The organism is Bacillus sp. jun7 (assembly GCF_051034795.1).
In the GTDB taxonomy this organism is placed as follows: domain Bacteria; phylum Bacillota; class Bacilli; order Bacillales; family Bacillaceae; genus Bacillus; species Bacillus velezensis.
The window spans coordinates 1,534,906-1,545,000 of the sequence record NZ_CP093219.1; the positions used below are offsets into that span (position 1 = coordinate 1,534,906).

A 10,095-nucleotide genomic window follows, 5' to 3' on the forward strand; every position below is an offset into this window, starting at 1 on the left:
GTAAATTATATTACGACATTGTTACGAAACTTGCAGTCGCAATTTGTCGAAAATATTCAAAAATTTAGATGTAATTGTTGACAATATCATCCGGTAAATTCCAAACGATCTAAAACTCGAATACGTCCGCAGCTCCGGCACCCGTTTCCGGCTGTTTCACCACGCCGATTTGCGGCAGATAGATAATCTCTGCGACTTCCCCTTCGCCGCCATCGCGCCCTTTATTCAATCCGATTAAGCCGCGTCCTTCTTTCGCGTTCGTATCAACCGCAATCAATAACGCAGCATCTTCGAGCAGGGCTTTCGTTTTCTTGACGTCCTTACGCTGCGGCAGCTTAAGCTCGCGCGCTCCGTCTTCCGTTTCTTTCTCGTCATCCTCATCCGCCTGTGTGAGCGCAAAGATCGTCGTTTTCGTATGCCCGGCCAGACGGCGCAGTTTTTGCGAAGTATTAGCCGCATCCCCGCCCGCCGTCTTTGACGTATTGGCTTCGTAGTCGAGGTAATAAAACGGATCTACAAGCACGACGTCAGCCTTCGTTTCAATAATGTCCGATTTTAGGTCGCGTAGGGTTCTTGAGCCGAAGTCTTCATCGTCGACAGCTCGCACCGTAATGTTTCCCGGAATGATTTCGTTAAGACGATCAAGGAATTCCATAAAACCCGCCTCGAACTCGTCGGATAGTTTTCCCTGACGTACATCGCGAGAATTGAATCCGGCTTCCATATCGACGCCGTCCAGAGTCGCAGTCGTAACGCCCATGGTTCCGGAAATCGATACGTACAGACGCACCAACACTTCGTACCAGCCCATTTCCATCGACCAAATCAGAACGTTCGCCCCCTGCATCGCACAGTTAGTGACCTCCTCTAACGATACGGCCGATTTACCGCGCCCCGACTTTCCGTAGATCACGTACACGTTCGACGATACGTAGCCGCCCATCGCCTTATTAACAAAGTCGAATTTGCTGCGCCAGATCCGAAAGGACTCGCCGGCCTTACGGTTTTCATATTCCGCTTTAAACTTGTCGATGTCCCGTTTGATATCCGTCCCGACCGAATTTCGAACGTTTGTTCTCATTTTAAGACTTTCGGCCTGCCCCGTCAACCACTCGAAGAATTTTCCCATATCACCGCTTTTTTGCGCTTCAATAAATCGTTTTTCGAGCTGCGGCTCCTGAACCTGACGATTGGTTTCCGGATCAATACGGCCGTTCATCAGCTCGATAAATTCGCGCTCGGCCGCCCGATCTTTGAGGTTTTTCGCAAGGTAATCGTAGCTGGCTTCGATATTAAAATCCGGTTGGAAGTCCGGCACCTCATTCGCAACCATCTCGGCTGTCGGCGCTTGGCCTCGGTATTTCTCCGCGTAATCCATAACGTACCGGAAGGCCTTGCGTTCGCCCTGCGTTTGGAAGTCGGCTTCGGAAACATTGAAGCGCAGAAGGGCGTTCGGATCGTTCGCTTCGATGGCTTTCGATATTAGTAAAGTTCCGTAGTTCATGCGCGCTCCTCCCTTCGATTTTTACGAAAGAAAATCCGTTTAACTAATGCTCTTACTCCTAATGCAATCCCCTCAGCTGTATATAAAGCGCCTTCCCCGATATAGTAAATCGCGACTAGTGGTAAGTATATCGGAGATAGGACGAAGAAGATCACGTTTTCTATGCGTACCTGTTTAGTCCACTCTTCATCCGTATAAACGTATCTAATTCTGCGCTTCATTCGCCCGCCTCCCGTCTCAATTTCGCCATAACAGCGTCAGCCTTCGTTTTATACTCCGCATCTCCAAACGTCTCGTACAAGCGCATGTTATCGTTGTATTCGTCCAGCAGCTCGTCAGTCTTCCGTTTACGTTTCGCAACCTCCTGCGCACTTAACGCCCGCGCCGTCTTCGGCGTTTCCTTCGGTTCTCTCGCCATCCCAACCGCCTCATTTTTCGCGTAACCTATTCCGAAAGAAAAATCATCCGTAAAGTGGAACGATGGGCCCGACGGCTCCGGATAGTCCGTCTCATCGTACTCTAAAAGGTAATCTTCCGCGAACTGTTTCCGGCATACTAGCCGCAGATCCGTTTCGAACGCGTCGAGGAATTCACCGTTTATGGCGTCGGTCAGCTCGAACTCGACGTATTCACTTACGCCCCACTCATCGGTTTCCTTTACTTCGCGCCAAGCATCGACGTAGAATATCCGATTTTCGTACCCGACAACCGAGACGAGGTCTCCGAAGGTGAATTCCGTTTTCATCTACGCATCCCCCTTTTCGATTCGCCTACGAATTCAATCTCGCGGCATAAGTCGCCTACCCGATCGGCCAGACGTCGCTCACCGAATACTTGCCAAAGCTGATCGAGCGCAATGTTGCTCGTATAGATAGTCGGTAGCTGGTTCGTTACTCTTGCGTTAATTACTGCGTGTAGATAGCCGCGAAATGCGGGCGTACAGTCTCGCACCCCTATATCGTCTAGGACCGCAAATGGCGCTGACATAGCGAGTTTCATCTTCCATTGAAATTCCGCCATACCTTCGTCGTCATTCGCCATAGTCGCCAAGTTAAACTCTGTCTGCCATTCGTTAACATCGAGGAAATATGCCGGACGCTGTAAAGGCGTTAAGCCTCGTCGCAGGGAGCCGCTATAATGGACGCGCAGCCATTCGTTAAGGAGCGCCGCTGCTGTCGTTGTTTTGCCAGTTCCGGTCTTTTCACTTACGAGATAAAGCGACTTGATGCGGTCCTCTGCCGCTACCGAACCGGATTGCTGATCGAATTGACGATTAAATGTAGACGCGTAAGCATAAGCCGCTTTATAAGCCTCCGGTTGGTCACCGCGCGCTGGCGAATTCTGTAGCGTCACGAGCCGGTACTCACGCGGAAGCCCTGCCGCCGCCGAACGTCCTCCGTTTCCGCTTACGCCGTGCATCTGAATGAAAGCCGTACAGTGTTTCGTACAAGCCGCCGTACCTGCCCCCATGCATCCGTTAGCAAGTACGCAATTGTTTTCGTTAGTCATATTCGCGGACCTCCTTTCGTTAGTTCTTACGGAGAGTAAACTCCGCTTTTACTTCCCGATTCCATTGATTGATCACAAACCTTCCTTTGGTCGCCGCGTATCCTCGCTGCTTAAGCCACTGGACCATAGCTTCGACGATCTCCGCCTCACTCATCGTATATTTTAAAGTCATTCGCACTCCTCCTTTTGTTTTTTCTCGTTTTCTAAATACGCATCTTTCTCCTCTTCGGTTAAGACCTCGTAATCTTCGTTCTCAAGGAAAAACATCGTTCCGAAGCATTCTTCGTGAATGTTTACATCCATCCGAACCCATGTCGGAAAAGCCGTAACTTCATCCGCCGTAGTCCCTTCCGGATAGTTGATTTCTACATATTCCCGATCATACTCGCCGTTTGCGATCTTTTCTCTAATCGGAGACATGTCGATAATTTCATGAACACGGAGAACGCTCCCTTCCGGATAATTCTTGCCTCCATAAATGGTCAATCGAATCAAATCTCCAACGGACGCTTTTGCCTTGGTCATGAGCCGACCTCTTCGCGTGAGTCGTCGATGATAGTTGTTATGCCGTTCCCTAAAAACAGTCTTACTGATTGAATGGGTACGAAGTCTGTCCGATGGTCCACCTCTTCAGATACAGTTAAACGCGGGTATTTACGACTGTAGTAAACAACGTCGCCCACACGAACCTCAGTCGGCTGCGGAGCGTTCAAGTATTCGTCAGGCACCGTCAAGCCTAGCGCACGTCTTATCGCAATCGCCTTTCCGATGTGAGCGTTGAAGCAGTCGTTAGGTGCGGCTTTGGCGATTCCTTTTTCTCGTAATTCACTACGAACACGCTGACTTTTTCCGAAGACCAGAGCGACAACGGTACGCTTCTCTCGGTTAACAACGAACTCTACACGATTTGTACATTCCCGCATCGTATAATTACCGTAATAGACCGGGCATATCGAGCCAGCATCCTCAATCAGTTTCTCAACGTCCGCCTTCGCCTGCTCAACGATCTCATCACGGCGGATTTGTGCGCTTACAATAGGAGCCTGACCGTGTGTAGTATCCATCTCCGCATCGAACTTCCCTTGTCGATAGCCTTCGCCATAAGCCCGCATTCTGATCGCCCGCATAACTTCTTCGCCGTGAGCGATTAATTCGTCGTATCCCATTGCGTTTAAATCGATTTTCATTCCGTCAGCCTCCTCGTTTTTAACTTCGCTATTGACGATGACTTCGTATTCTCTTGCCACTACGTAAATGCCGTGCTCTTTTACGGTAATCGTACCGTAGATGTCTCCTACGCTCAGTACCGTGCAGATATCGCCAGTCTTATAGTCGCCTGATGATGTTATTCCGTTCGTAATCAACACGCGCTCGCCAACTTTGGGGCGACGATTTTCAGTGATGATAAGCTCAGCGTCTTCTTTTCGGATTGCCGATAAATGATTCGGTCCTGTCCGTATAAGATAAGTAGGACCTACGCATTCTACTTCGAATATCTGACCGATTTTATCTGCGTACCAAGCCGCTTCACGAGTCGCCTTCTTAATCCGCACATACTTTTTCATTTCAGCCATTACGCAACAACTCCCGAAATTTTTATAAAAAACCGAACACATATTCGTGTTTATGCGGTACAATATACCTTAGTTACCGAAAGGAGGTTCGATTCATGACGCTAGCAAAACAAATCGCAACAGTCGCAATCATCGTTACAACTATCGTTTATTTACCGAAGTTCGTTGATGTACTCGGAGGAGGACGCTAATTCCCGGCGTTCAGCCGCCCGGGCGCGCTAGAACCACGCATCATCTACGTCGTTATTCCGTTTGCCCCTTGCCTCTTCCGCTAGAACTGCGCTGACCGCCCGCTGCAGGTTTCGCCCCATATACGTCTGCATCCATCCGAAACTGACGCCCGGCCATTCTATGGACGGCTTATAATCCGCAAAACACATATCGATGAATCGCTTCGTTATCTCCGGCCCGTATGCGCCCGGTTTTCGTTTTGTACCGACCCAGCGTCCGAGCATGCCCGCTTCGGCTTGGTAGCCGCGCATGGGTACGTAAGGGACGCCGTAGAGCCGTTCGTGCTCCGCTTTGAGGTACGCTTGGAAATCGCGCGTATTCCACTTGGCGACCGGCTTCGTTTCATACGTTGTCATCGCGCGTTCACTCCTTCGATTTTGATTCCGAGAAGATTGAGCGTGTTGATAACGCCTTCCCTTTCGCATTCAAGGCTGAACGTAACGCCCCGGGATTGCGAAGTCCGTTGCTTTTCCTGAAGTTCGGCGAAATACTCGCGTACCCGGTCTTCCGGTGTACCTTCGACTTCGTATCCGTTAATTAACGCGGCCGCTAATGTAGTGACGTCCATATCATCGAAAGTGTGTCCGTCATACCATCGAGGAGCGTGCCCCGATAGGAAGTCCGCATGTGCACGTAATATCCAATCGTCTTCGTGTCCGAACCCTCTTGCCGATTCGATAACCTCCGCCTGTTCCTTCGTGATTGTCGGCTTCATTTTAGCGCCTCCTTTGCGTGTAAATTAATTTCATATAGCGCAGTAACCGGAACCAAATCGACGCTTTCTTCGGGTAACTGCGAATTTATTTCGATCACCCTCAGCGCCGTCTTCAACCGCTCATTCTCGCCAATCAAATCCGCCACAGCACAGCGCAATCGTTTAACTTCTTCGGTCATGTTTTCGCCGCCTCTCCGCTGTTTTATCGCTGACCCTACCAATCGCCCTCGACCGCCAGTAAAGCCGCTATTCCCTCGCGAAACTCCCGTATTAATCGTGCTAATTCCGCTAGCGATGTCGCATCCGAGTCACGCAGCCGTCGATTCATTACGTCGAGTACCGCGCGTTCGACCGTTGAGTGATACGCTACTTCGCGCCACTTTTCCTTCGGCGTCGGGTCAGCGTTCGGGTTCTCCGCAAGCTTCTTCGGCCAGTTCGGCGCCTTTGTCGGGTCGGTGAAATAGCGTTCATTTACGATAATGTTGAGCGTGTCGGACGTTAGTTTGTAATCGGGTGAGATCGGGATTTCAATCGCCATTGTTGGCGTCGCCTCCTTCGTTAGCTTTTCGTTCAGCGCACAATAACCTCAACAACGATCTATGAACGTATGAGTGCTTGTTGTAAGTCCGTAATAAGCTTGCGATATTGGACCGCTCTTCGTTGGATAACGGCCTATCTAAACCGAGCCGGGCGCCTTCTTTGTAGATATCCATATTAACGCCTTCCTTTCGTTTGTTAATAAAACCCAGCAATCGTTCCCTTTCGCTCACTCTTGCAGATGTTCCTTACCGCGATAGAATTATTAATTAATAAGTATCTGCGCGAAAAGGTTTTAATTGAGCGCTATTATTTATCTAGTTATTAATGGCTCTAGTTAAAAGATGGTTCTAGTTAGTGTAAAGTCGAGCCGTGTATGGGTCCGCCGTGTATGGCTCGGCGTCACATGGCTACGTAAGCTCCTCCGTATCTCCATCGAATATCGCGAGCTGGCTGATCGGCATGATCGTATATCTTGCGTTATCCCATCGCTGTGTCTTCGGGTCCCGCGCCTTCTGCTTTACGACTAACGGACGCCCCTGCCATCGATATTCGCATAGCGCTTTGATCCGCCTGTTCGCTGCAGCTCGGCTGAGATTTAGCGCGCCGGCTATCTGGTCCTGCGTCGGGTAGCATTCGCCATTAGCGTTCATGAACGAAGACAGCACGCAAAGAGTCTGCCAACGCTCCGCTCCGATATCCGCGATAAGACCTTTCTTAACGGCGTCGACGTACATCTTAACGAAGATCCGCGTTTCGGCCTTGCCAGACGTGACGTTGTATTCCGATTGAGACTCGACGGATACGAGACGCTGATGTTCGTCGGTCATTCGTTATCACCTCTCACTTCTATAACGGGTAGGCTACCGTCAATTTTGCGACATCAGAAGTAAAACTTTTTACAACCGATAATATGCACGCCAAATTAATACCGCGCAAAAATGGACAAAAAAAATTAACCCCGCCTTAAAAGACGAGGTTAAAATAATTTCTCCACAGGGCTGAATTTTTTATGTGCGTTCATGACATCGCTACTAAATAGATTTACATAGTTCCGAACCATATCTAGGCTTGTATGCCCTAGGACTGCTTGCAGCGCAAAAACATCTGCCCCGTTCTGTACCGACATTTTTGCAAATGTATGTCGAAAAGTATGAGGAGAACACCGAACATTCTTAATATTTGCCATACGTCCGTACTTAGAAAGCCGGTTCTGCACCTGCCTTCTAGTTATCGGTGTATTGTCTATCGTAACAAACAGAGCATCGTCCGGAACTTCGCCTCGTATTTGAACATACTTCCTGAGCCTAGACTTAACTGTAGATTGTATAGGGACAAGGCGTTCTTTGTATCCTTTTCCGTTTATTAATATTTGTGAGTCTTCCCACCTAATATCCTTTACGCTTATATCCGTAAGCTCCCGTATACGTACTCCGGTTTCTATAAGAAACAGCATGATTGTATAATCACGAAAGCCGGTAAAGGTCCCCTGATCCGGCTGCCGCAGGATATCCCGAAGTTGCTCGCGGCTGAACGTCTCAATTACTTCTTTCTTCTGTTTAACCAACGAAAGTTCTTTCGCCGGATTATCATCTATCATACGGTTCTTTTCGAGGAAATTAAAGAACGCCCTAATAGCGCGAAGCCTCGTATTGATCGAAGTCTCTTTCCTTCCGAGTTTGTCCATCATGTACACAATAACGTTCTCTTTCAGTATTTGTAGCGTTATTTTTTCTGGCCTAGTCGAGATACCTTGATGTTCGAGCATTGAGCGAAATGACAGTAGTTCGTTCCGGTAATACTTAAGCGTATGTTCCGAAAGATTCTTAATTTTACATTCTCGTATGAATGCGTTGTATGCCGTTTCAAAATCGGTTAATTCAATTTCAGGCTTGTCCGCCTCTGGGACCGCCGCTATTATATTTGACCGCCTAACCAACCGCATCGCCTCCGTTTTGTGTTAAATAAACGGAATCGTACGAATGCGAACGCAAAAAAGCCACCTACATTGCGTAGATCGCCCGTCATATTAGCGCTTATGTCACCGGAATGTATCCGCGGATTTTGAGTCGTGCGCGTCTGCCAATTCCGCCACACCGGCATGTAATGCGTCGTATTCAACCGACGTATATAAATATAACATGCATTTTATAAAGTGTCAATGGTTTTAGTAAAGTTTTTTCAAATGGTAATGCAGTATATACGATACAAGCAAGAAACTTATATTGATAGTCTTCACGCTTTTATTATATAAAAAAAGCGACCTGCAATATGCAAATCACTCTCATATATGTTTTATAATAATAAAATTGATGACCAATTTAACATAATTCGCTCAAAGTTAAATTGGTGCCGAGGGCCGGACTTGAACCGGCACGGTAGTCACCTACCGCAGGATTTTAAGTCCTGTGTGTCTGCCAATTCCACCACCCCGGCAATAGAAAGGCGACACCCGGATTCGAACCGGGGATAAAGGTTTTGCAGACCTCTGCCTTACCACTTGGCTATGCCGCCGTAATTTGGAGCGGAAGACGGGATTCGAACCCGCGACCCCCACCTTGGCAAGGTGATGTTCTACCACTGAACTACTTCCGCAACATGTAAAAAGAACTTATTACATCTTATGCTGTTGTTTTTAAAAAAATGCAACTGGGCTAGCTGGATTCGAACCAACGCATGACGGAGTCAAAGTCCGTTGCCTTACCGCTTGGCTATAGCCCAATGATAATATGGGGCGATTGATGGGAATCGAACCCACGAGTGCCAGAGCCACAATCTGGTGCGTTAACCACTTCGCCACAACCGCCATAATCTGAAGATGAATAAATAATATAGTGGCAGGGGCAGTAGGAATCGAACCCACACCGGAGGTTTTGGAGACCTCTGTTCTACCGTTAAACTATGCCCCTATTTATAAAATGGTGGAGGGGGGCAGATTCGAACTGCCGAACCCTGAGGGAGCGGATTTACAGTCCGCCGCGTTTAGCCACTTCGCTACCCCTCCATCATTTAGAGTGCCGGCCAGAGGACTTGAACCCCCAACCTACTGATTACAAGTCAGTTGCTCTACCAATTGAGCTAGACCGGCAAATGGTGGCTCGGGACGGAATCGAACCGCCGACACACGGATTTTCAGTCCGTTGCTCTACCAACTGAGCTACCGAGCCTTTTTATAAATGGCGGTCCGGACGGGACTCGAACCCGCGACCTCCTGCGTGACAGGCAGGCATTCTAACCAACTGAACTACCGGACCATTTTTTTTTGGTTGCGGGGGCAGGATTTGAACCTGCGACCTTCGGGTTATGAGCCCGACGAGCTACCGAACTGCTCCACCCCGCGATGATAATGGTGGAGGATGACGGGCTCGAACCGCCGACCCTCTGCTTGTAAGGCAGATGCTCTCCCAGCTGAGCTAATCCTCCATCATATAAGTGACCCGTACGGGATTCGAACCCGTGTTACCGCCGTGAAAGGGCGGTGTCTTAACCGCTTGACCAACGGGCCCTGGTATTTTTTCGTTTGTTATGTATTGATAATTAGTGGCGGAGAGCAAGGGATTCGAACCCTTGAGACGGGGTTACCGCCTACACGATTTCCAATCGTGCTCCTTCGGCCACTCGGACAGCTCTCCACAAATGGCTCCGCAGGTAGGATTCGAACCTACGACCGATCGGTTAACAGCCGATAGCTCTACCACTGAGCTACTGCGGAATGAAGTCTGCCTGGCGATGTCCTACTCTCACAGGGGGAAACCCCCGACTACCATCGGCGCTGAAGAGCTTAACTTCCGTGTTCGGCATGGGAACGGGTGTGGCCTCTTCGCCATCATCACCAGACGTTTTAGTGACATGTATTATTATACTATGTATTTCAGAAAAAGCAAGAGTTTTTTAAAAAAATTCTCTCAAAACTAGATAACAGTAAGCATACATTCAAATTGGTTAAGTCCTCGATCGATTAGTATCTGTCAGCTCCATGTGTCGCCACACTTCCACCTCAGACCTATCAACCTGATCATCTTTCA

General features: G+C 48.8%; 12 protein-coding genes, 15 tRNA genes and 2 rRNA genes (1 of these 29 only partly in view). All 29 read right to left on the bottom strand.

What is annotated here, in order from left to right:
- Positions 1-109 precede the first annotated feature (109 nt).
- Entirely contained in the window at positions 110-1,504 is a 1,395-nt protein-coding gene (locus MJQ52_RS07140) for a DnaB-like helicase C-terminal domain-containing protein (protein ID WP_025851649.1), read from the bottom strand.
- A 217-nt stretch (positions 1,505-1,721) separates the two neighbouring features.
- Entirely contained in the window at positions 1,722-2,249 is a 528-nt protein-coding gene (locus MJQ52_RS07145; RefSeq protein ID WP_069473274.1) for a hypothetical protein, read from the bottom strand.
- Positions 2,246-3,013, bottom strand: a complete 768-nt coding sequence (locus MJQ52_RS07150) for an ATP-binding protein (protein ID WP_434181912.1) — start codon at positions 3,011-3,013, stop codon at positions 2,246-2,248. The genes MJQ52_RS07145 and MJQ52_RS07150 overlap by 4 nt, the downstream gene beginning before the upstream one ends.
- 19 nt (positions 3,014-3,032) lie before the next feature.
- Positions 3,033-3,185: a hypothetical protein gene (locus tag MJQ52_RS07155; RefSeq protein WP_172424417.1), complete on the bottom strand. Its 153-nt coding sequence runs from the start codon at positions 3,183-3,185 to the stop codon at positions 3,033-3,035.
- Entirely contained in the window at positions 3,182-3,538 is a 357-nt protein-coding gene (locus MJQ52_RS07160; RefSeq protein WP_094247557.1) for a hypothetical protein, read from the bottom strand. The genes MJQ52_RS07155 and MJQ52_RS07160 overlap by 4 nt, the downstream gene beginning before the upstream one ends.
- Positions 3,535-4,587 carry a hypothetical protein gene (locus MJQ52_RS07165; RefSeq protein ID WP_216359027.1) on the bottom strand — a complete coding sequence of 351 codons (1,053 nt, stop codon included), beginning with the start codon at positions 4,585-4,587 and terminating at the stop codon, positions 3,535-3,537. The genes MJQ52_RS07160 and MJQ52_RS07165 overlap by 4 nt, the downstream gene beginning before the upstream one ends.
- A gap of 218 nt (positions 4,588-4,805) precedes the next feature.
- Complete coding sequence (locus MJQ52_RS07170) at positions 4,806-5,174, bottom strand: hypothetical protein (protein ID WP_094247556.1); 369 nt, start codon at positions 5,172-5,174, stop codon at positions 4,806-4,808.
- The gene (locus MJQ52_RS07175; RefSeq protein ID WP_094247555.1) at positions 5,171-5,533 is read right to left on the bottom strand and encodes a hypothetical protein; all 363 of its coding nucleotides are present in this window, start codon (positions 5,531-5,533) and stop codon (positions 5,171-5,173) included. Before MJQ52_RS07175 ends, MJQ52_RS07170 begins: the two co-directional genes overlap by 4 nt.
- The gene (locus tag MJQ52_RS07180; protein WP_253252025.1) at positions 5,530-5,712 is read right to left on the bottom strand and encodes a hypothetical protein; all 183 of its coding nucleotides are present in this window, start codon (positions 5,710-5,712) and stop codon (positions 5,530-5,532) included. Before MJQ52_RS07180 ends, MJQ52_RS07175 begins: the two co-directional genes overlap by 4 nt.
- Before the next feature lie 35 nt (positions 5,713-5,747).
- The gene (locus MJQ52_RS07185) at positions 5,748-6,071 is read right to left on the bottom strand and encodes a hypothetical protein (RefSeq protein WP_046341149.1); all 324 of its coding nucleotides are present in this window, start codon (positions 6,069-6,071) and stop codon (positions 5,748-5,750) included.
- A 409-nt stretch (positions 6,072-6,480) separates the two neighbouring features.
- The gene (locus MJQ52_RS07190; protein WP_232789978.1) at positions 6,481-6,807 is read right to left on the bottom strand and encodes a helix-turn-helix domain-containing protein; all 327 of its coding nucleotides are present in this window, start codon (positions 6,805-6,807) and stop codon (positions 6,481-6,483) included.
- A 242-nt stretch (positions 6,808-7,049) separates the two neighbouring features.
- A complete protein-coding gene (locus MJQ52_RS07195; RefSeq protein WP_411859060.1) occupies positions 7,050-8,009 on the bottom strand; it encodes a tyrosine-type recombinase/integrase in 960 nt (319 codons plus the stop codon).
- Positions 8,010-8,417: 408 nt separating this feature from the next.
- A tRNA-Leu gene (locus MJQ52_RS07200) sits at positions 8,418-8,506 on the bottom strand.
- Positions 8,507-8,513: 7 nt separating this feature from the next.
- Positions 8,514-8,584: transfer RNA gene (locus tag MJQ52_RS07205), tRNA-Cys, on the bottom strand.
- A 6-nt stretch (positions 8,585-8,590) separates the two neighbouring features.
- Positions 8,591-8,665: transfer RNA gene (locus MJQ52_RS07210), tRNA-Gly, on the bottom strand.
- A 54-nt stretch (positions 8,666-8,719) separates the two neighbouring features.
- Positions 8,720-8,791, bottom strand: a tRNA-Gln gene (locus MJQ52_RS07215).
- Between the two features lie 9 nt (positions 8,792-8,800).
- A tRNA-His gene (locus tag MJQ52_RS07220) sits at positions 8,801-8,876 on the bottom strand.
- A gap of 29 nt (positions 8,877-8,905) precedes the next feature.
- Positions 8,906-8,979: transfer RNA gene (locus MJQ52_RS07225), tRNA-Trp, on the bottom strand.
- 10 nt (positions 8,980-8,989) lie between these two features.
- Positions 8,990-9,074: transfer RNA gene (locus MJQ52_RS07230), tRNA-Tyr, on the bottom strand.
- 11 nt (positions 9,075-9,085) lie between these two features.
- A tRNA-Thr gene (locus MJQ52_RS07235) sits at positions 9,086-9,158 on the bottom strand.
- A gap of 3 nt (positions 9,159-9,161) precedes the next feature.
- A tRNA-Phe gene (locus MJQ52_RS07240) sits at positions 9,162-9,237 on the bottom strand.
- 10 nt (positions 9,238-9,247) lie between these two features.
- Positions 9,248-9,324, bottom strand: a tRNA-Asp gene (locus MJQ52_RS07245).
- 9 nt (positions 9,325-9,333) lie between these two features.
- Positions 9,334-9,410: transfer RNA gene (locus MJQ52_RS07250), tRNA-Met, on the bottom strand.
- Positions 9,411-9,417: 7 nt separating this feature from the next.
- Positions 9,418-9,493: transfer RNA gene (locus MJQ52_RS07255), tRNA-Val, on the bottom strand.
- 10 nt (positions 9,494-9,503) lie between these two features.
- Positions 9,504-9,575, bottom strand: a tRNA-Glu gene (locus tag MJQ52_RS07260).
- Positions 9,576-9,611: 36 nt separating this feature from the next.
- Positions 9,612-9,702, bottom strand: a tRNA-Ser gene (locus tag MJQ52_RS07265).
- Positions 9,703-9,707: 5 nt separating this feature from the next.
- Positions 9,708-9,782 (bottom strand) — tRNA-Asn (locus tag MJQ52_RS07270).
- Positions 9,783-9,791: 9 nt separating this feature from the next.
- A 5S ribosomal RNA gene (gene rrf / locus MJQ52_RS07275) occupies positions 9,792-9,907 on the bottom strand.
- A gap of 101 nt (positions 9,908-10,008) precedes the next feature.
- Positions 10,009-10,095: ribosomal RNA gene (locus tag MJQ52_RS07280) — 23S ribosomal RNA — on the bottom strand (it continues 2,843 nt past the right edge of the window).

Bases quoted from the DNA above. Each gene is read 5' to 3' on its own strand.
- MJQ52_RS07140 (WP_025851649.1), bottom strand. From the start codon at position 1,504: ATGAACTACGGAACTTTACTAATATCGAAAGCCATCGAAGCGAACGAT.
- MJQ52_RS07145 (WP_069473274.1), bottom strand. From the start codon at position 2,249: ATGAAAACGGAATTCACCTTCGGAGACCTCGTCTCGGTTGTCGGGTAC.
- MJQ52_RS07150 (WP_434181912.1), bottom strand. From the start codon at position 3,013: ATGACTAACGAAAACAATTGCGTACTTGCTAACGGATGCATGGGGGCA.
- MJQ52_RS07155 (WP_172424417.1), bottom strand. From the start codon at position 3,185: ATGACTTTAAAATATACGATGAGTGAGGCGGAGATCGTCGAAGCTATG.
- MJQ52_RS07160 (WP_094247557.1), bottom strand. From the start codon at position 3,538: ATGACCAAGGCAAAAGCGTCCGTTGGAGATTTGATTCGATTGACCATT.
- MJQ52_RS07165 (WP_216359027.1), bottom strand. From the start codon at position 4,587: ATGGCTGAAATGAAAAAGTATGTGCGGATTAAGAAGGCGACTCGTGAA.
- MJQ52_RS07170 (WP_094247556.1), bottom strand. From the start codon at position 5,174: ATGACAACGTATGAAACGAAGCCGGTCGCCAAGTGGAATACGCGCGAT.
- MJQ52_RS07175 (WP_094247555.1), bottom strand. From the start codon at position 5,533: ATGAAGCCGACAATCACGAAGGAACAGGCGGAGGTTATCGAATCGGCA.
- MJQ52_RS07180 (WP_253252025.1), bottom strand. From the start codon at position 5,712: ATGACCGAAGAAGTTAAACGATTGCGCTGTGCTGTGGCGGATTTGATT.
- MJQ52_RS07185 (WP_046341149.1), bottom strand. From the start codon at position 6,071: ATGGCGATTGAAATCCCGATCTCACCCGATTACAAACTAACGTCCGAC.
- MJQ52_RS07190 (WP_232789978.1), bottom strand. From the start codon at position 6,807: ATGTACGTCGACGCCGTTAAGAAAGGTCTTATCGCGGATATCGGAGCG.